General features: G+C 48.1%; 19 protein-coding genes and 1 pseudogene. 7 read left to right on the forward strand and 13 right to left on the reverse strand.

The annotated features are described in order from the left end of the window. The first annotated feature begins 613 nt into the window (after positions 1–613). On the forward strand, positions 614–787 hold the full coding sequence (locus ABGV42_RS29195) for a CsbD family protein (RefSeq protein WP_082704104.1): 174 nt from the start codon (positions 614–616) through the stop codon (positions 785–787). Between the two features lie 153 nt (positions 788–940). Here ABGV42_RS29195 and ABGV42_RS29200 read toward each other — a convergent pair whose 3' ends face one another. Continuing rightward, positions 941–1,942 carry an NAD-dependent epimerase/dehydratase family protein gene (locus ABGV42_RS29200; RefSeq protein ID WP_347384851.1) on the reverse strand — a complete coding sequence of 334 codons (1,002 nt, stop codon included), beginning with the start codon at positions 1,940–1,942 and terminating at the stop codon, positions 941–943. A 137-nt stretch (positions 1,943–2,079) separates the two neighbouring features. Between ABGV42_RS29200 and ABGV42_RS29205 the strand changes: the two genes are divergently transcribed. After that, positions 2,080–2,625 (forward strand): hypothetical protein, encoded by a 546-nt coding sequence (locus ABGV42_RS29205; protein WP_347384852.1) that lies wholly within the window; start codon positions 2,080–2,082, stop codon positions 2,623–2,625. Between the two features lie 71 nt (positions 2,626–2,696). On the opposite strand, the gene ABGV42_RS29210 is transcribed toward ABGV42_RS29205, so the two are convergent. The 9 genes and pseudogenes from ABGV42_RS29210 to ABGV42_RS29250 all read right to left on the reverse strand — a co-directional run bounded on the left by ABGV42_RS29210 (position 2,697) and on the right by ABGV42_RS29250 (position 11,879). Continuing rightward, positions 2,697–3,770, reverse strand: coding sequence for a DUF1835 domain-containing protein (locus ABGV42_RS29210; RefSeq protein WP_347384853.1), 1,074 nt, complete (start codon positions 3,768–3,770; stop codon positions 2,697–2,699). Positions 3,771–3,843: 73 nt separating this feature from the next. Then, complete coding sequence (locus ABGV42_RS29215; protein WP_095360184.1) at positions 3,844–4,500, reverse strand: TVP38/TMEM64 family protein; 657 nt, start codon at positions 4,498–4,500, stop codon at positions 3,844–3,846. Between the two features lie 247 nt (positions 4,501–4,747). After that, positions 4,748–5,185, reverse strand: a pseudogene (locus tag ABGV42_RS29220) (HNH endonuclease); the annotation flags it as partial. A 1,094-nt stretch (positions 5,186–6,279) separates the two neighbouring features. Then, positions 6,280–6,435 (reverse strand): hypothetical protein, encoded by a 156-nt coding sequence (locus ABGV42_RS29225; RefSeq protein WP_175396890.1) that lies wholly within the window; start codon positions 6,433–6,435, stop codon positions 6,280–6,282. 194 nt (positions 6,436–6,629) lie between these two features. Beyond that, on the reverse strand, positions 6,630–7,805 hold the full coding sequence (locus ABGV42_RS29230; RefSeq protein ID WP_347384854.1) for an acyltransferase: 1,176 nt from the start codon (positions 7,803–7,805) through the stop codon (positions 6,630–6,632). Between the two features lie 322 nt (positions 7,806–8,127). Continuing rightward, positions 8,128–9,471, reverse strand: coding sequence for a cryptochrome/photolyase family protein (locus tag ABGV42_RS29235; RefSeq protein ID WP_347384855.1), 1,344 nt, complete (start codon positions 9,469–9,471; stop codon positions 8,128–8,130). A 25-nt stretch (positions 9,472–9,496) separates the two neighbouring features. Beyond that, entirely contained in the window at positions 9,497–9,874 is a 378-nt protein-coding gene (locus ABGV42_RS29240; protein ID WP_347384856.1) for a bacterial transcriptional activator domain-containing protein, read from the reverse strand. A 270-nt stretch (positions 9,875–10,144) separates the two neighbouring features. Continuing rightward, on the reverse strand, positions 10,145–10,567 hold the full coding sequence (locus tag ABGV42_RS29245) for an SRPBCC family protein (protein WP_431523703.1): 423 nt from the start codon (positions 10,565–10,567) through the stop codon (positions 10,145–10,147). Between the two features lie 277 nt (positions 10,568–10,844). Further along, positions 10,845–11,879: an NADH:flavin oxidoreductase/NADH oxidase gene (locus ABGV42_RS29250; protein ID WP_347384858.1), complete on the reverse strand. Its 1,035-nt coding sequence runs from the start codon at positions 11,877–11,879 to the stop codon at positions 10,845–10,847. Between the two features lie 311 nt (positions 11,880–12,190). On the opposite strand from ABGV42_RS29250, the gene pepT reads away from it, so the two are divergent. Beyond that, positions 12,191–13,429, forward strand: coding sequence for a peptidase T (gene pepT / locus ABGV42_RS29255; RefSeq protein WP_347385243.1), 1,239 nt, complete (start codon positions 12,191–12,193; stop codon positions 13,427–13,429). Positions 13,430–13,543: 114 nt separating this feature from the next. Here the strand turns inward: pepT and ABGV42_RS29260 are convergent, their stop codons facing one another. Then, the gene (locus ABGV42_RS29260; protein WP_347384859.1) at positions 13,544–14,236 is read right to left on the reverse strand and encodes a Crp/Fnr family transcriptional regulator; all 693 of its coding nucleotides are present in this window, start codon (positions 14,234–14,236) and stop codon (positions 13,544–13,546) included. A gap of 286 nt (positions 14,237–14,522) precedes the next feature. On the opposite strand from ABGV42_RS29260, the gene ABGV42_RS29265 reads away from it, so the two are divergent. Further along, on the forward strand, positions 14,523–15,365 hold the full coding sequence (locus ABGV42_RS29265) for a methyl-accepting chemotaxis protein (RefSeq protein WP_347384860.1): 843 nt from the start codon (positions 14,523–14,525) through the stop codon (positions 15,363–15,365). A gap of 144 nt (positions 15,366–15,509) precedes the next feature. Here the strand turns inward: ABGV42_RS29265 and ABGV42_RS29270 are convergent, their stop codons facing one another. After that, positions 15,510–16,946, reverse strand: coding sequence for an alanine/glycine:cation symporter family protein (locus ABGV42_RS29270; protein ID WP_347384861.1), 1,437 nt, complete (start codon positions 16,944–16,946; stop codon positions 15,510–15,512). A 437-nt stretch (positions 16,947–17,383) separates the two neighbouring features. Between ABGV42_RS29270 and ABGV42_RS29275 the strand changes: the two genes are divergently transcribed. Beyond that, positions 17,384–18,313 (forward strand): response regulator, encoded by a 930-nt coding sequence (locus ABGV42_RS29275; RefSeq protein ID WP_347384862.1) that lies wholly within the window; start codon positions 17,384–17,386, stop codon positions 18,311–18,313. Between the two features lie 132 nt (positions 18,314–18,445). On the opposite strand, the gene ABGV42_RS29280 is transcribed toward ABGV42_RS29275, so the two are convergent. Beyond that, positions 18,446–18,622, reverse strand: a complete 177-nt coding sequence (locus ABGV42_RS29280) for an aspartyl-phosphate phosphatase Spo0E family protein (RefSeq protein ID WP_347384863.1) — start codon at positions 18,620–18,622, stop codon at positions 18,446–18,448. A 504-nt stretch (positions 18,623–19,126) separates the two neighbouring features. On the opposite strand from ABGV42_RS29280, the gene ABGV42_RS29285 reads away from it, so the two are divergent. Together ABGV42_RS29285 and ABGV42_RS29290 are read left to right on the forward strand one after the other, a co-directional pair. Continuing rightward, positions 19,127–19,750, forward strand: a complete 624-nt coding sequence (locus ABGV42_RS29285; RefSeq protein ID WP_175396904.1) for an acetate uptake transporter — start codon at positions 19,127–19,129, stop codon at positions 19,748–19,750. A 212-nt stretch (positions 19,751–19,962) separates the two neighbouring features. Beyond that, positions 19,963–20,475, forward strand: coding sequence for an acyl-CoA thioesterase (locus ABGV42_RS29290; protein WP_175397085.1), 513 nt, complete (start codon positions 19,963–19,965; stop codon positions 20,473–20,475). Positions 20,476–20,483: the final 8 nt, after the last annotated feature.

The raw sequence follows: 20,483 nt of genomic DNA on the forward strand, positions 1-20,483 counted from the left end.
AACCACGAATACAAGGGATACATTGAAATGTACCAAATTTCACACAATAGAAAGAGCGAAGCCCAAGGGCCGCTCTCGGATCATGTATTGTATTGGGTCTATTGCGGACAACATGTGTTGACGCAAAACGACAAGCAGGCCGAAACCGAACTCTATACCCTTATATTACACCTCTTACACATGAACATGAAAAAGAAATTTTTTACACTTGTGAAGATATTGTGAACATTGTAACAAATCCGATTTTTTTGTCAAGCTTCGCGGTCGGAATGTAACCGCTTATCGTTCTGATCCAGATCTGCATTCCTACCACATGTGGTATTAAGACAAGATCACATACGTCCATATGTGCGAAAAAGTACATATAGAGGTTTTTTTCAGTCTTATTTTTAGGAAGTGTTTTCCAAAATCATGAATTACATGCAACGAATTTGGTCACTATCGTTATTATGCAGCTTGTCATGCTAGCTTATTCCCTATTTGCTCATTTCTCCCCGATTGGAATCTCCACCTTGATCCAGGCCCACAAGACAGCTTCTCCAGATGGCCTAAGTTTAAAATTAGGGAAACTCGGTTAATAAGGACTACACCAGAAATGAAGGAGATGTTCGATATGAGTAATTCAACTAGCGATAAAATCAAAGCAGGCGTGAATAAAGCCAAAGGCGAAGTGAAGGATCAGATCGGTAACGCGACAAACAACAGATCCCTTCAGGCTGAGGGTAAAAAGGACAAGGCCAAAGGTGCTGTTCAAGACAAAATTGCTGATGTTAAAGATCGCCACTAGGTTTCAAACGCTTCGCACGTTCCATTCGTGCAGTATATAAGTGAGATGTCCGCCCGTAGATATGCAGCATGACTTTGCCTATACCTACGGGGGCACAAAAAAGCCAAGGAAGGTGTTATTCCAACCACCCTTCCCTGGCTTTTTTTAGTTGTATCAAATCGCCGGGACCCCATATCTCGCCATATCCACGATAAACTCATGACTTCCTCTCGACGTTTGATAATGTCTGCTGAACTGTCGCACCCAATCCGGATGTTCCTGATACCAGCGGTATGTTTTTTCCAGCCCCTGTTCCAATGTAATCTGCGGTTTCCATCCCAGCTCTTCTCTTAATTTCCCCGAATAAATGACTAAACTGGAGCCTCTGGATTGCGTAGGTTCCTGGTCCCGAATCTCCACATCTCCTGTGGAGCGCTGCAGTGATTGCAGCAGGTCGCCAATCTCCTGCATCGTTGTGCCTTGTCCTGTTGAAATGTTATAGGTATGCCGATCTTGTCCATGCAGCATGATCTGCTCAATGGCTTTTAGTGCGTCATCAATATACAGAAAATCACGTACAGCAGATCCTTGGATATCCAGCCGTAAGCCATCCATCATCCGGCCAAAATTGCGGGGAATGATTCGGTCAGGCAGCTGCCATGGACCATAGAGATTGGTCAGTCGAAAGATTTTGACAGGGAGGTTATAACATTGGGCGTAGGAATGAGCCAGCGTCTCACAGGCTACTTTGGAAGCAGAATAGGGTGATACGGGAGAATATACGTCTGATTCGGAGTAAACTCTGCCAAACTCGCCTCCATAGACCTCTACCGAGGAGGCCAGTACAACCGGAATACGATGATCGGCTGCATATTGCAAAATGGCCTGTGTGCTTAGCGTATTGTTACGAAACACTTCTCCTGGATGATGGTAGGAATAATCGACATGCGGCATGGCTGCCAGATGGATAATATAATCTGTTCCCTGAGGCAAGCTGAAGCGGTCTGAAGCGAGGTCACAACAAGTGAAAGTCATCTCATGCAGTGGGGAGCTGTGAACAAGTCTCTGACAATAGTCATCCCGGTCGATCAGGGTAATGCGGTGGCCCTTTTGTGCCAAATAATGAGCAAGATTAAATCCCACAAATCCGGAAGCCCCTGTAATGACAATGTTCACTAAACCATTCCTCCTTGGATTTTACTCAGGCGGGCTCATGAGGCGAGCGTATGTATTGAGTATAACCTCAAATTGATACATTTTGTATCATTTTCCATTCATTTTTTTATTTCTCTTTTCTGCGGAGCAGGACATGAATGCGGGTAATAAACAGTGAGGTGAGTATGATGAATGAACCCAGAGAAAATATAGAGACCTTTTACTTCAAAGACGATGGCGTGATTCCGAACAACCCGCGCTTGCCAGTTCTGCTATATAAGGGAGTATGGGCAAAAGACCCGTCCCGCGCAGAGTCGCTATTAAACAGCAATAATTGGGGAAACAGCTGGATTAACGGCGTGTTTGATTATCATCATTTTCATAGTAATGCCCATGAAGCACTTGCAGTGGTTAGCGGTTTCGTTCAGCTGATTTTGGGCGGAGAAAAGGGACAGAGAGTTTATCTGCAAACAGGAGATATTGTGGTGCTTCCGGCGGGAACAGGACATAAACGGCTGGAGGCCAGCCCTGATTTTCGTATAGCAGGCGCTTACCCTGGCGGCACAAGCTATAATACCCGTACAGGTGGTCCGGAAGAACGTTCTGAAGTGCTTGGGGAGATTCAGGATGTGCCGATCCCTGATACCGATCCGGTCTATGGGAACGAAGGGCCATTATTGGACTTATGGAACAAAAGCAAATAAGAGGGTAACCCAAAAAGAAAAACAGACTGTTAACGAGAAATATCCATATCCTCGATAACAGTCTGTTTAGATTATGCTCGTAACCGGATGCTATAGAACCGCATTGCATGCGGCTTGCCTTCCATTTCAAGCAACCCTTGCAGCACCAGCTGGCGTATTCGGTACTCAATAAATCCATCCCCAACAAATTGATCATATGTGCCGAGCACTTCACCCACAATGCGGGCAGATTTTATATACTTCGCAGGCTCCCAATAAGCAGTAAGCTCTTTAACCTTCTCCATGATGTATTCATCCATGGCATCTTCGGAGAAGCTCTGGAGCGTGCCATCTTTTATTAATCTCAAGAGACCTGGCTTGACCGAAAGTTCTAACCATTCCTGCTCCAGTTGATGGCGCTCTTCTATAGACAGCGGCCCCTTTTCGGAGCAAGCTTGCCACATCTTAAGCAACTTCTCTGGACCAATCTCACCAGTATTCAAGATCGTGTATTCGACATCCTGTCTGTTAAATAGCTGCTGATACAAACCACTGGTCTCTATCACATAAATAGGTGATTTCCGGTTACGCAGTAAATGGATAGCGTATAGAAGCCCTGTTCTCTCATGTGCAGTATTCGCATACCAGATGGTTATTCGGGTCTGTTCATCAATGGAACAGATCCTATCATTCAATTCATACAGTGAATCCAGACCATGTTCGGCATACTCTTGACGATCATTCAGGCTTAATCGCTCCATTAACCATAGATGCCTGCGATGCAAGTCAGCATTGCTCGTCAAATCCCCTAACGGACCAACGGCATAATAGTCGCTCATGGATATGAAACGCCTACCCTCACGCCCAGGGACGTTGGCCATCGCAATCTTCAGGCTGCCCAGCGAGGAATCTCCAATCGTGATATGAATTTCAGCGGGTCCATCCAATCCGCTAAGCTCCTGCTGTTCCATTTGACTGAAATCCATCGGCTTGTCCATATCCTTCAACAAGGTTAAGACGTTGTTTGCAAAATCCATAACCTCTCCTTGTTCCTTCTGCCACTGGACCACCTGTTCGGATTTTATATAGAGCAGGCGCATGAATGAGCGCAGCTCATGTTCATTCATGCGATTGATGTGCCGACTAAATGCAAAAACATCATTCACGATGTGAAGCCCCCTCGGATTGTTTTATATAAAACTGCACAACTTGGGCTGTTATACGACAGGATTTTCATTTTCAGGAAGAAATGGAGTTCCCCGAAGGTTGATTGGATTCGTCCAGTTTCTCCTGTGCCGATGAACGGGTGAAGTGTCTCTCCAGCTTCCGACTGGCCCACAACGATACAGCGATAAACAGCAATACACCAATCCATCTTACAGGGTGTTCCAGGAATTGGGCCACATTGGAGCCAATGTAGGTTACGCAGAAAATCATGATGGCCTTACCGAATCCTACAGCCAGCAGGAAAGACATGAGTCTCATCCGGGCAATACCTGCCGCCACATTAATAATAACAAACGGGCCGACCGGGAAAATGCTCAGCAAAAATACATAACTGAAGGCATTCCGCCGAATCCATACCATGCTCCGCTGAACACGGGGTTTGCTTGACCATCGTTCCACGAAAGCAGACTTTCCGATCTCCCGCACCAGCAGGAAGGTCAGGGTACAACCCAGCACCATCCCGATCCACGAGTATAAAAACCCTGCCCATAGTCCGTACACCGCACCGTTAACCCCCACGATCAGCAGCGTCGGCAGCGGAGGCACAAAGGACTTCATAAAGGTAAGCAGTATACCCGGAAGCGGCCCCAGGGAACGAAACTGCTCCAGCCAATAACGAATATTCTCTTCGGTAATATAGGACATGATGTCCAGAGGTACTGGGGTCATGAGCATCCTTCCAATCTATTCAGTCTCCATTCATGTACATCGCAACTACTGTGCTCAAAGTCATTTCTAAATACGGTTGATCTTCTTCTCACAGTATAACGTACGAAACCACTCCAAACCGTTGTTAATTTGAAGAAATATTCACAGATGAGACCAACATAGCAAGAGCACACCCTGACCTGTACAGTCCTGGTGTGCTCTCTTTATTAGTATCCCCCTCCAAAAGAGGAGAGGAGATGAACATATTCTATTCCAGCTGCGCCTCCTGCATCTGCTGTTCATTCCGTTCCTCCTGATGAGCAGCATTCCATTCAGGTATGCCGGACTGCATGAACTCATCTGCATCCATCGCAGCTTTGGACTGATTGCAGAGATTGCAGGCACAAACACAGTTTAGCGGGGTCGTATGACCGCCTTTGGCCCGGGGCAGAAGATGATCGATCGTATCGCCATACGACCCACAGAAGTAGCAGGTATACTGATCCCGGTTCATGATATACCGTTTAAAATCCTTGTTGCTGAATAATCGACGAATCGTGTACCGGTTGACAACAACGGCGGCTTTTTCCTTCACCAGTGTGACCGCAAGCTCCATGTCAATCTCCTGATGCCAGCGGCGGCCTTTATCCGTTTTCCCACGCATGCGTACCATGCCCTGCCTGTTCGTCCGAAGGGAAGACGGATCTTCCGGATCAATGGCGGCCGGGACCGCCGGAGTCTGGCGGCGCGGCCGGCCATCTGCACCCGCACTTCGGCTGCGGGCATGGTGGGAATTGGGCCGGTGCCCGGAAGTCGTTGCCCGGGCACCGTCTTCACCGGCGGCCTTATGCACACGTTCTTTGCGCACAGGCCGGGTCTTGCTCCCTTGCGGACCCTGTGGCCGCATGGGGGAAGACTCGGCTGTCCCGGCCGCAGCATCTGCTGCCTGGCCCGGGTCCACCCCTGGAGCGGCAGGCTGTGCAGCTGCCGCCAAAGGCACGTCGACCGTAGCGGCAGCGCCACGGTCGCTCGCTGGCACATCGGACTTGACCGCGATGCGGTCCGGTCCTGTGCCAGCGCCAGGCGGCGCCGAGCGTTTGCGGCGCCGCTTGCGTTTGCGCCCTGCTGCGGTCTGCTGACCCGCAGCCGCTGTCCCCGCTGCCGGATCCTGTGGATTCTCCGGCAGCGAAGCCTCGCCTGCCGCCACAGCTGCCCGCGCGGCGACCTGTTCAGTACGCACATTGGAAAGGGTGCGTACATCATTACACGGATCACGGTCAGCTTGGGCTGCGGCACTTGTTTCCGTGATCCGTTCAGACTGCTCAGGACCGGGCTGTGCTTGCTGCCGTTTGGACTTCCGCCTCCGTCTTCTTTTCTTCCGCTCACCTGATGATTCGGAGGAGGCAGAAGATAGAGGTTCAGCTTGGGTGTCCTGTTGATCAGAGCCTCCATCAGCCGACTCATGAGTCACCGGTTGTTTAGCAGGAGCACTTGGTTCATCTGTAATTCTCTCCGGTCTCTGCGTCCGCGCTTGCCGACTCTGACCCTGCACCAAGATGTCGCTAACATCAGCCTGTCCGCTGCGCTGGCGACAACCACGACAAGCCCCTCGTCTGGAACCGGGACCCGCCCTCTTTCCGGTTCTGCGCCGGAATTCAGACAACGGACGCTGTTGCCCGCAATACATGCATACCTTGGTCTGTTGCGCTTCATGTTCCGTCATTCCCTGCCGGAAAGGGGCTGAGCCCGTCTCCATGTTGTCACCTCGGTTCCGTATGAATCCGGTTTCTTTCTATTGTATCACATCTGCTCGCGGACGCACTCATACCCCTGTGTCTGTGCCTGATAACCATCCGTGTTGTACTCTGGGGTCTGCCCACTGCATTCGTGAAGAATATGCTCCACGTATTCCAATATATCTTGCATCGGTTTCCCGCATTGTTCACATGTTGTCATTCATCTCACCTTGATCCTGTTCTGTCATTCTATGCATTTTCAATTTACGTTCCGCCTTCTCATTACCCCTGGCAGATCCAAAAGAAACATTCGTTCCCCCATAAAGCTCATCGATTGCATGAAAAAACCGTTTCCCACTCAACCCTAAGGTCGACCAAGAAACGGCTTATTATTCCTATAATGGCAATTAAATATTAACGAACATCAAGCTGACCCGAATTGGATTGCGGGATCACGCGTGGTTTTGGTTTCGGCAGATTGCCGAAGATTACCCAGGCGAATGGAACGAACCTTGCAGTCAGCCCCACCACAATCCATGAAGCGAACAGCGCTACGGCAAAGCCCCCGGCATACCATAGGTGAACCAGCCAGGACACCCCGGTTTGTGGCGGGAATTCCCGATACAACAGCAGGAAGAATGGATGGATCAGATAAATTCCGAACGACAACGCACCAAGTCGATTGAGCGGCTTGGCAATCAGCGCAGGGCCCTTGCGGTACAACAGGTATGCAACCTGGATCAGGACGAGCGCACAAGCAAAGGTATGCACATTCCAGAAAAACTCATACCACAGCGTGTTGTACGTGGCGATTTTCATGCGAAGCAGATAATAAATATATACATGTCCAAGTCCGGCAGCAATCCAGACAGCCCACAGCAGAATCCAGGATGCTACGCGGCCTTTGGTTGCATTTTCACCACTGATGACAAACCATTGCTTGATCTTAGGAAAATAGACTCCAATGAATGCCCCCAGCATGAAATAGGAGAAGTACGAGAAGGCCCAGCTTCCCTTGTTCGGTACCTGGAATCCGTATTTGTTACTCACGATAAACGCCCACTGGATGAGCAGTCCGATCGGTACAGACCACTTAACCACCGCAGGATACTTCTTCAGCAGCCACAGAACCAGCGGGAATAACAGATAGAATTGCATGTTGATGAATACGAAGTACAGATGCGTATACGCCTTTCCCGTGAAAAGTTTGGTAATGAAGCTGATCGCAGACTCACCAAACGGACGGCCTTGATAATGTGTAAAATGCAGAATAAGAAAATAAAACAGGGAAAACAGGAAATATGGCAGCAGAATGTATACGAATCTCTTTTTATAAAAATTGCTTACCAATTTCTTGTCCAAGGGACGAGAATAATAGTTATAGAACAACACGAAGCTGCTCATGAAAATAAAAGTTGGCGTACCATATTTCATGAAGATATTAATAAAGTTGTACAGCCAGTAGTAGCCCGAACCCGTCATGTCCACCGTCGCATAAGACGTGGAATGCACACACAGCACGCCGATAATCGCCATGGCACGGACCAGGTTCAGCTCCGGTATTCGCTCTCTTTTCAATGTCTCACTCATGTTTAGCGTTTCTCCTTAATGTGTTCGTCAATATGTCAGATATGACTTAGTACGATAAGCTCACTATCTATTAAAAGGCATAATGCTTAAGATGGGTAGTCCATTTTCTTAACAATTCCTAAATTTTCAGTGGATTTCACACTATTTTCATGTCTATATATGTAAAAAAGACCGCTATAATGCGGTCTTCGAGCAATGCTGCCTCGGCAGTATTTATTTCTGGTTCACTGGGATGAAAATGGTAAACTCGGGCTCCCTGTCTGTGTGAGCACACATCTTGGGTCTCCCCAATCAGGCCGGGATTGACCCATCCTGTCTCCTTCTAATCCTTCTGACGACTCGCCAGAATTTGTTTATAGACCTCAATAGCTGCCTGCCTGGATGCCTTCAGATCCACAATCGCATCCTTGCGGGGTTGATGAATGTCCTTGCTGTGCAGATCCTTCAGATCAGGCAGCCATTTCCGGATATAGTCTCCCTGGAGATCATACTTCTCCGACTGTGTTACCGGATTGTTCACCCGGAAATACGGAGCCGCATTTTCGCCAAGTGAAGCACACCATAACCAGTTGCCCCGATTCTGAATGTTGTCATAATCCAGCAGCTTGCGTCTGAAATAGGCTTCACCCAGGGGAAATGGACACTGCAGGTTTTTGGTCAAAAACATCGCAGTCAATATTCGCAGCCGATTCGGCATGCGTCCCGTTTCATTCAGCTCGGTCATTGCAGCATCAATAATCGGTATTCCCGTCTCCGCCTTGCACCAGCGCTCGAAGTGATACTCACTTAACGGTGACAGATCGTATACCTTTTCGTATGTAAAATAGTGACTCTCGTATACCGCACGATACAGATAGAAGTCACGGAAGCACAGCTGTCTAATCCATTCATCCGGCTGCTCTGCCCGGTAAGCTGCATCATACATCCTGCGGATCGAGATGGCTCCTACCGCCACATAGGAACTGAGATGACTCGGTTCGTACGCTTCATATTCATCCCGATGCTCCCCATACTCTGCGATACGCTCCTTCAGGAATCCATCGAGCAGCCCATAAGGCTCTTCAGCCGGCTCGACATTCATAAGCTCTTCGGGGACCCTGAACGAATCTGGCCACTCGATGGGCTGCTTGCTTACGTTTAGATCGGCTACCGTTAATATCGAAGGAGGATTAGGGAATTCATTCATAAACTCCACCCAGCGCCGATGGAAGGCGGCAAATACTTTATATGGCTCCGATTTGCCAGTGAAATCAGCGAACCGCGGAAGATCGATCAGCAGATGATCCGTCAGCTGCGTGAACGTGGCCTGGTATTTGTCCGCAACCTTGCGTATGCTGCGGTCCCTTTCAATCGCATAAGGCGTCATATCCCGGTGAACAACGACCTCATCAATGATGCCTTCCATGTGGCCCAATATGTAATCCACAACTTCTGCCGGCTTGCCATGTGCCACATGCAGCAGCTTGCCTGCTTCCCGGTATTGTCTGCCAAGCCTGGCTGCATGTTTTAGAAAGTTAATGCCGCTGTGCTCCTTATCGCGCCCCTGCCGAAGCAGAAAGGGATCATAGATAAAAAGGTGCAGGCTCTCATCTTCCTGGTTGTGCAAATAATCAAATGCGTGCAGATCCTCCGTACGCAAATCCTTGCGATGTATGAATAGTTTCACTTAGATCCTCCCGCCCGGCCTGTGCCTACTTTGCTGTTAGTTCTTGAAAGAGACGGCTCGTTTCCGGTTCCGGCTGATGCCCCAAATCCTCCAAGAGTGTCCTTGCAAACGATGAATATAATTGGAGTATGGCTTGCCCATCACCCATGGATGCATACACCCTCATCATTAATCGGCATATTTCTTCGGCATAAGGCTCTCTTTCCTGTAAATCGAGTAACTGCTCCATGGCGTCCTTGCCACGTTCATGCTTCATGTTCCATTCGGCCAGATCCATGACCAATCGTATATATTTGCGCCTTAGCTCGCGGGCCTTCGCCTGCGCCCAAGGGTAGTCATGCTCTTCGAGATAATCTCCGCGATACTCTGCACAATCCACCCAACCGGAAAGACAACAATACAAATGAAACTAATCGTCAGCATAATCCAGTGTTTTTTCATCTATGAAATCCTTCCGACCCGTGACGATAGACGTCATTTTTTGTCGTTTTATCTTCATAATCCATGTTACACGTTTCTGCTGCCGACGGAAATAGAAGGAAACTAAAAAGAACCATATTTTATAAACCTGTTTATTCTATTGCGCTCCTCTTCGTAAAAGCTCCGCAAACAAAAAAAAGACTGCCAGCTGTTCAACCAGGATATGATCCTGATCGCAACTGACAATCTTCTCTTATTGGCTGACAACCTGCGCCAGTTTCTGCAAGATGCCTGTCCAGCCCTGTTCCATCCGTTCGCGCACAATGGCATGCGCCTGTCCGAATTCGGTCAGTTTATCCGCATCCCAGCCGCTGTGAATCAATGTAAATGCCGTGCCTTCCGGCTGTTCATCCAGTTCGAAGGTAAGGGTCCAATCCTTGCCCCATTGAAAGGATAACTTGTGAAGCGGCTGAACCTCCGTTACCCGGCACGGTGATTTGCCAAAAGGCCCAGCCTCCAGCACGAATTCATGTCCTTCCACCGGCTCCAGATTGCTTGGCATAAACCAGGTCTCCATGCCTTCTGCCGTTGAGACAGTCTCCCATACTTTCTCTAGCGGAGCATGAAGTACCAATTGCTGCCGGATATCCGGCAGTGCGCTCGATGATGATGTCATAACCATCGCCTCCTTAAATAGATATTACTCATTGTTCGGGATAAGAAGATAGGTGTCAACTGAGTTCATTTAACAACTGAATCTAGCATTGGATCTCCTCTTAAACGAACCTCATCATTGGAACCCATATATAAAAGATGTGTAACTCCCGTCTTAGTCTGCTCTGAACTCTGGAATTCCAACCTTATGCCGCTCTCCGCCATGCAAAATCAGGCCGCAGCATAAGGTTCACCTTAGCCGCGGCCCGTCTCACGAGCTCATATAGTTTTAGATAAGATTAATAACCACGGGAATATTGCTCCGCAATCGCTGCTTTATCCTTGCTGACACCGAGTGCCAATGCTGCATGGTTAGCCCAGTACGGATCACGCAGCATGCCTCTGCCGACTGCAACGAGATCGGCATCGCCGTTGCCAATAACCGCTTGAGCCAGAGCCGAATCATCCAGCAGCCCTACAGCAATCACCGGAACGTTCAGTTCTTCGCGGAAACGACGGGCAAACGGAACTTGATAACCTGGGTAGTTACCCGGTTTCCGTTGTCCGGCAGGTCCTTCGCCACCAGAGCTGATGTGGAAGATGTCCACACCTGCTGCCTGATAGGCACGAGCCACATCCAGTGTTTGCTCAATATCGTAGCCGCCATCAGCGTATTCAACTGCGGAAATGCGCATGATAAGCGGCATATCTTCCGGCATTTCCTTTTTCACCGCATGAATAATCTCAACGCCGAATCGAGCCAAGTCCTGCCCGTATACATCTTCACGATGGTTCATCAGCTTCGAATGGAACTGGTGAATGAGGTATCCATGGGCTCCGTGCAGCTCAATGGCATCCACTCCAGCCTGCACTGCGCGGCGAACACCGTCCGCAAACTTCTGCACCATCGCTCCTACTTCTTCGGTAGTTAATGCACGAGGCTCCCTGTAGTCTTCCCCAGGGAAAGTGACCACGGATGGAGCTACCGGCTGTTTCGCATCCTCTGCTTTTCGTCCCGCATGTGCAATTTGAATCGCAACTTTGGAGCCGTGAGCATGCATGCCATCCACCAGTTTCGCAAAAGCCGGGATATGCTCGTCAGACCAGATACCCAGGTCGTTATCAGTAATGCGGCCATCTGGTTCAACATCTGTCATTTCGATGACGATCAGACCTGTACCCCCAACCGCACGGCTAACATAGTGAACCTGATGCCAATCGTTCGGGATGCCGTCCTTGGCTGTTACGGAATACTGGCACATCGGCGCCATAACTACACGGTTATTTAGTTGAAGCCCCTTGAACTGGTAGGGGGAAAATAATTTCTCTGACATATAGGTTACATCTCCTATTCAATATATTGATATATGTTGAGGCAATCGCTTGTTTTCCAAAATGAAAACAGTTGCCCATGCTTGCAGCAGTCTCTCTCGCCAATCCTTCGATCATTCTTTATTATGAAGCAGCCTTCTCTGAATACAAGTACGTACATTTTTGTGCCATAGTACCTTTTTTTATACCTAGAACTACCCGGCCGGTACTTGCAGCCCTGCACGAATTACGCCCAAAACATGATATGATACTTTCATACACAGGAGATAATATACCCCATATGAAACCAACCCAAGCCAAAGGAGCGATGATGGTGAAAGATATTTTAATCGAGCGACTAACAACTTATGCTCAAATGGATACACAATCGGATGAGAACAGTGAAACCTGCCCCTCTACACCGGGCCAACTGGCCTTGGGTGAATATCTTGTAGGCGAATGCAAAGCCATTGGCTTACAGGATGTAACGATGGATGAGAACGGTTATGTCATGGCTACCCTGCCATCCAACACGGACAAGGATGTTCCCGTAATCGGCTTCCTCGCTCATTTGGATACAGCAACAGACTTCACTGGCAAAAATGTAAAGCCACAGGTCATTGACCAGTATGATGGTCAGGATATCGTGTTGAACCAGGAGCTGGATGTGGTACTGTCTACGACCGACTTCCCGGAACTGCGCGAATATAAGGGCCACACCCTCATGACAACAGATGGCACAACATTGCTTGGTGCGGACAACAAGGCAGGTATTGCCGAGATTATGACGGCGATGGCCTATCTGATCGATCACCCGGAGATCAAACACGGAAAAATCAGGGTTGCCTTCACTCCCGACGAAGAGATTGGACGCGGACCGCACAAGTTCGACGTGCCTGCTTTTGGAGCCAAATATGCCTACACGGTAGATGGCGGACCACTGGGAGAGCTCGAGTATGAGAGCTTTAATGCGGCTGCAGCCAAAATTACAGTCAAAGGTACGAATGTCCACCCCGGAACTGCCAAAAACAAAATGGTCAATTCGGCCAAAATCGCTATGGAGTTCAACCGCCGTCTGCCTGCGGAAGAAGCTCCCGAATTCACGGAAGGGTATGAAGGTTTCTACCATCTTACATCCATTGAAGGCGATGTAGAGCTAACGCAGATGAGCTATATCATTCGCGATTTTGACCGGGAGAAGTTTGAGGCGCGTAAGGCTTATGTATTGAAGGTTGCCGAAGAACTGCAAGCTAAGTACGGAGAGAAGAGCATCACCGTTCAGATGAATGATCAGTATTACAATATGCGTGAAAAGATTGAGCCAGTGCGTCAAATTGTTGATATTGCACACGAAGCAATGACTCGTCTGGACATTGAACCCATTATTCGCCCCATCCGGGGAGGAACCGATGGTTCCCAGCTCTCGTACATGGGTATGCCTACACCAAACATCTTTACCGGCGGTGAAAACTACCATGGAAAATTCGAATATGTTTCGGTCGATAACATGGTGAGGGCCACGCAAGTTATCGTGGAAATCGCTCAGTTATTCGAAGAGCGCGGCGATATTTAACTATCACTACTTACATCGATTGCACCTGTTTAGATAAAAACGGGCACCCATTGCTTGAAGCATAGGGTGCTCTTTGCATGGCATTGAACAATTCACATCCCTGAGGACCCAGTCTCATTCATACATATTCCCTCCGGCAATCTCCCGCAATTCTTCCAGATTACAGATGACAATCTTGCGCTGCTCCTTGCGTATGATCTGCCGATCACAGAGGTCATGGATTACCCGGTTCAGATGTCGGTAGCTTGTCCCCAGCATATCTGCCAGCTCTGTCAGCTTGGAGGTCTGGATTTCTTCCGTCACTTGCTCGCCCTGTTCCATCGTCGATAACAGATAGCTGGCAAACCGGCTCTCCACCGGGTACAGTAGATTCAAACTTGATAGATTGGAGAAGGTATACAGTTTATGGGTCACATGACTAAGCATGAAATGGAGGAATTTCGGATTATCCGCATACGTGTTTTGAAGATAGCGATAGCTCACGCCCAGCAGCAAGCTTTTGTTGACGGATTCGACCGTATTTTTGGCCTCCTTCCCGTTAACCAGCTCCAGATCCCCTACGAGCGCTGGCGGCGTGCTGAAGCGGAGCAGCAGTGACTTGCCATTTGGCAGTGTCGTATAAATTTTGAGTTTGCCTTCAACAAGAATATAGAATCGTTCCGGCCGTTCTCCCTTCGCACATATAATCTCTCCCTTGGAAGCTTCCAACAGTCTTAATTCCGCAAGTGCAGGCTCATCCAGCACCTGATCCAAGCCATGTTCACGTGCCAGCTGACGCAATCGCCCAAAATCCATGATTTCTCTCATTCCCGGTAACCCCCACCCAAGTATTTAGCGTATAGAATTGGACATATGTCCCAATTCCGGCATCAGACAGCTCAATTATCCTGATATAAAAATAGTTACAACTAACACTTATATCCAATAAATCATTTCACATGGGAAAATTCTAAGATTTCGTCCGTAATTCGTCATCATTTTATTTAAAAATGGAGTTAATGATAGCGCACTCTTATCCGATGATAGATAAAGCATTATGTACGTTTTTTGAATTCAATCTCAAATATCGAATACTGAAAGGATGGTTCGCCCCATGAATGTTGTAGATGCACTTCTGAAAGTTATGCCTTATATTAGCCGTATTCTTAGAGAACCAGCCGGCTTGACCGTGTATGATCATGAGAAAGTATTGTACGCAGTCCCTACTGAGCGATTTAATCTCGGTTTCAAAGAAGGAGAGCCACTGCTGGATGATTATAAGAACTTTACGGCTCTGACCAATGGACGTGAGGCTTCGCTCACCCAACTGCCCGCGGAGGTCTATGGGATTGAGCTGGATATTTTGAACATTCCCATTTTTGATGACAATGATGAGGTCGTTGCGATTTTCTGCGTATCCTACGATCAATCCAATCAGAACCAGCTAGAAGCCATTATACAAGAAAATCAATCCATCAATAGCAACCTGGTGGAGATGGTCCAGCACGTAGCCGCTCATGCTGAAGAATTGCAGGCAACCAGTGAACAAATTCTGGAGAACACGCGTCTTGCCGTACAAAACTCCTCCCAGATCAATAAGGTTGCCGGATTCATTCGGGAAGTCTCCGAACAAACCAACCTGCTCGGTCTAAATGCCGCCATTGAGGCAGCACGTGTAGGCGAGGCCGGGGCAGGCTTTGGCGTTGTTGCTTCCGAAGTACGCAAGCTCTCCGTGGACGCCAAACAGGCTACAAGTGATATCGATGTGAGTCTGAAAGATGTTCAACAGGTCATTAAACAGATGGAAGTGGAAGTTTCGCAGATTGCTGCCTCTTCCCAGGAGCAAGCTACCCTCGTCTCCTCCTTCACGGATGTCATTGAGAAACTGAATGAAACCGGCGACCGGATGAAGATGCTGGCAGATCAATTGATTAGCTACTCTGTTCATAAGAAGTAAAGTTGTACCCCAAACGAAACGTACCATATGTATCTGACGCTATCTAAATGAAACAGGACCCCTTGCCCCTATATGGGTATCCCAGGAGTCCTGTTTTTCTGTCTCTTTGCATATCTATCAAGCTCTATACTGGCTTCCCTAAGCCTATTTCGCAAGCTTCATGTCTTTTATTCCCGTTACGTCAGCTTCAGACTCCCAACACTCCACCTCACCCGGAATACGGATAAGGTCACGGGTAAAGACAGGGTCACGGCCTTCAGCCTTCTGCCTTTTGTAATCCTTCAGCGCATCAAACGTTACTTTGGACAACATGAGAATCGCAATCAGATTGACGACAACCATCAGCCCCATAAAGAGATCCGCCAGATCCCAGACGAGCTGTACTTTTGCTATTGCACCAAACAACACCATGGCAATGACGCAAATCCGGTACACCCACAGCCACATTTTATTGGATTTGATAAACTCAATGTTGGTCTCCCCGTAATAATAATTCCCGATGAGTGTACTGAAGGCAAACAGGAATACCATCACAGCCAAAAATCCGGATGCCCATGAACCGATATGCACACTCAATGCCGCCTGGGTCAATTCGATGCCCCCCAGATTGGAACCTTTGTAGACTCCGGACAGCAAAATAATCATGGCCGTACTTGTACAAATGACAAGTGTATCGGTCAGGACACCAAAAGCCTGAATAAGGCCCTGCTTGACCGGATGTGTCGTATCTGCCGTTGCAGCGGCATTAGGTGCACTACCCATTCCCGCCTCGTTGGAGAACAATCCACGCTTGACGCCGTTCATCAGCGCAGCACCCAATGTACCACCGGCGACCTGCTCCATGCCGAAGGCATTTTTTACGATCAGCGCAATCATGGCCGGAAGCTGGGTGATATTCGCCAGCACAACAAATGCAGCAACCCCGATATACAGTACGGCAAGCACAACCACAATGTATTCGGAAGCCTTGGCAATCCGTTTCACGCCGCCCATGATGATTCCAGCAAAAATCACCGCCATAACAATACCTACCGTCAATCGATCGAGCCCGAACGAATTCTGAAATGCCACGGTGATCGTGTTGGACTGCACAGCGTTAAAGACAAGGCCGAACGATAGCGTGATGAGAATCGCAAACAATACCCCCATCCACCGTTTGCCTAGTCCACGCTCCATATAATAAGCCGGTCCCCCGCGGAAGCCACCGTTATCCTTCACTTTATAGATCTGTGCAAGTGTGCTTTCTACGAAACTGGAGGCAGATCCGATAATCGCAATGATCCACATCCAAAACACGGCACCTGGTCCCCCAAGGGCGATAGCCAGTGCAATTCCCGTAATATTACCGGTGCCTACACGGGCAGCCATGCTAATACAGAACGCTTGAAAAGGTGAGATTTTATCCGCTTCCTTGCTCTTGGGTTCTGCCAGCACTTTCACCATGTCTCCGATCATGCGGAACTGCATGAAACGAGTCTTGGTTGTGAAGTAAACTCCACATACCACCAGCAATATGATTAACAGCTTGGACCATAAAAAATCGTTGAAAACGACGACAATATCTTGTATTGTTTGCTCCATCAGCAATACCCCTTTTATTCGTATATTGTTAAACGGCATTCCATTTGCATGTCTGAGCGTAAAATCCCCATACTATTGCATATAGGAGCAATGGCATAACTCTGAATGATGAGGTTTCGTTCCAATCGGCATTTGTACCATTCCACATAATTCATAGCCAGCCCATTCAGATGTTACTTATACTACAGTCCTATCTACGAAAAACGACACTTTCCTACAACAAACATTGGATCTTTTTTATAAAAAGGCAAATTTCAGCGAAACCCCGTTACGTTATCTGACATATTCGCTTTTTGCTGCATGGCTGGTTCTATGCAGAAAGGTAACTACGAAGTATGATAGGAATTAAAATGAACCACGACCCAGGGCAGTTCATCTGTCTGCAACATACATTGGCCCGAATACATCCGCCGAGAAGAAAGGAGGATACCAAAAACATGCGATATTTTATCGTGGATGATGATCCTGGCGTTCGTTCCATGCTGATGGATATTATTGAAGATGAGGGATTGGGTGAGATTGCCGGAGAAGCAGAGGACGGGGCTCACATTCATGCGGAGCTGCTTGAATTACAGAAGGTGGACGTGCTTCTGATTGATCTGCTCATGCCCCATCGGGACGGAATTCAGACCGTACGAGCACTGGAAGGAAGATTTGAGGGCAAGATCGTGATGATCTCCCAGATTGAATCGAAAAATATGATCGGTGAAGCCTATTCGCTAGGCATCGAATACTACATTACGAAGCCGATTAATCGGCTGGAGATTTTGTCTGTTCTCCGTTTGGTCGAAGAACGTCTGCGAATGCAGCAGTCGATTCAGGATATTCAGCGGACATTGCAAGGATTGACCGGAATTCAAGCTGCCGGACGCCATTCTGCACCTGCCCCGAACAAAACGATTGCCACCGCCGGACATTTCCTCCTGTCCGAGATGGGCATGATCGGTGAAGCAGGCAGTAAGGATCTGCTGGACATGCTGGAATACCTGGAACAGATTGAAGCTGAGGATCACACCATCTCGCCTTATACGTTCCCGTCACTCAAGGATATTTTCCAGAATATTGCGATACGCAAGCTGGGAATGGATGCCTCCGCCACAGAGATAACCAAAGAGGTCAAGGCCTCCGAACAGCGTGTTCGCCGGGCGATATTCCAGACGTTAAGTCATGTGGTATCCCTGGGATTAACGGATTATACACATCCCAAATTCGAGAATTACGCGTCAAAATTCTTCGATTTCACCGAAATTCGCAAGAAAATGCTAGAGCTGCAGAACAATGTGGAGCCTTCCTTGTCCCAGACTCGAATTAACACCAAAAAATTTGTTCAGGTACTGTATATGGAAGCCAAACGGCTTCTACATTGAAACGTTCCCCAAACACATGCGGGCATGAATTAACAGGAATCCAAGCAGCTTCGTGAAGAATGCTGTCCTTCCGGTTATGTTCATGCCCATATCGTCGTATGTACTCATCTATTGTCCTATTATATGAATCGCTCAAGCTCTTGTCTGGCTTCGATTCATTCGATTGTATTCATTAATCAATTCATCCAATGCCATGGACTGCCTGATGACATCCGGATGCCCAAGCCCACCCTCGTGACGCTCTACCAACATATGAAGGTTATGTCTGGCTTTCTCAATTTGATTTTTTAAATCCAAACTCATAACCATGCCTCTGACCTCCTTATTTCTGTGTTATATTTTAGTTTTTACTGTCAATCTATAGTTGGATTAACATATGGCATAGTCGGCATGGATGTTTTGTATCCTTCCCCAGATTTTGAAAGCCGAGAATGACTATGGCTGCTCGGATGGCGAAAAAGTGGCGTTACCAAGCCATTTCTGCGGTTACATGAATATTTAGTATCCATATTTCCATCTCCTATCCTACTTCTTGTATGAATGTGTCTTTATTGTGTATTTTGGAAAATAAACGACAAAAACACCCCTTTGACAGGCAAACTGACCAAAAGAGGCCAGCCAACATGCTAAAGAGAGGTGGTTAAACGTTCAGGTTACCGGATCCGTGCGGTGAACAAATTCCTTTCCATAACCGGGCCATTCAGGTACAATAGGGCGATGTGTGTGTCCGGACCCGGCGGATACGAAAGTTAATAGAGGATTGTATTCTTGTATACCATCCTGATTTGATATCATTGGAGGCTCATCAACACCATGCAAACCGATTCACGGACTCAAGTTAAAATCATAAACGCCGATCCCAGCGCAATGGGATTATTTGGGCTGGCTATCGTGACCCTGGTCGCTTCCTCCCAGAAACTCGGCATTACAGACGGGCTCAGCTACGCTATCCCATGGGCGATCTTCCTGGGTGCATTTGCACAGCTGTTCGCCTGTATCCAAGATTCCAAACGTAATAATACATTTGGCACAACCGCTTTTGGCGCATACGCATTTTTCTGGTTTGCGATGGGTGCCAACTGGTTGATCAAAATGGGCGTGTTTGGCTCCACCCTGGCAGAACAGGCTGACGGTAAGCAGCTCGGATTTGCTTTTGCCGGATACCTCGTGTTCACCCTGTTCATGACGCTGGGCGCTGTGGAAGCCAATAAAGTACTGCTCATCATTTTCATTCTGATTGACTTCCTGTTCCTTGGCCTGACGTTTGATGCTTTCGGCGTGGCTCCTCACATTTTCCATACCATTGCAGCATATGCCGAAATGGGTATCGGAATCGTGTCACTCTACGGCACAGGAGCTTCTGTACTGAACGCTCACTTTGGCTATACGTTTCTGCCCATCGGCAAACCGTCCGGCATTTTCAAAGCCAAGGCTTAATATACAGCAGCACCAAACCGCCCGCGCGCCGGTCCGCGCCTGGCGGTTTTTTTGGCAATTATGATTCATTTGAATATGAGTTTGCCGGGCACCTATACTAGGAATAACATGAAATAGACGATAGACCTGGCACATGCTGCAGAGATGCAGCAGCCACGGGGTCAGGAGGAAGAAACATGAGAGAGTTACCTAAAGCTATGGAGTCCGTACAGGTGGAGAAAAAATATGTGCGCGAGACGCGCTGTTTTAAGACTGCACGCGTATTTCCGACCGATGTTAACAACCATAACACTTTATTTGGCGGCAAGTTGATGTCCTACATTGATGATATTGCATCCATTGCCGCTTCCAAACTATGCCGGGTGAATACAGTAACGGCTTCAACGGATTCCGTCGATTTTCTGTATCCCATTAATCCCACCGATTCCGTTACACTGGAATCCTTTGCTACCTGGACGGGACGCAGCTCCATGGAGATCTTTGTGAAGGTGATTCGCGAGGACTTGAAGACAGGGGAGAAAAAGATTGCGGCTACGGCATTTCTGACCTTTGTGGCGTTGGATGAAAACAATCGAAAACTCATCGTCCCCCGAATTATTCCGGAAACGGAAGAAGAGAAGAAACTATATGAGACCGCTCCGGATCGGGCGGCCATGCGGAAGCAGCGGCGGGAAGAGAGCAAGAAATTTGCCGACTTCCTTACCGTTACCTATCCTTGGGAGTAGTTACAACA

It is taken from the genome of Paenibacillus pabuli, from assembly GCF_039831995.1.
Taxonomy (GTDB): Bacteria; Bacillota; Bacilli; order Paenibacillales; family Paenibacillaceae; genus Paenibacillus; species Paenibacillus pabuli_C.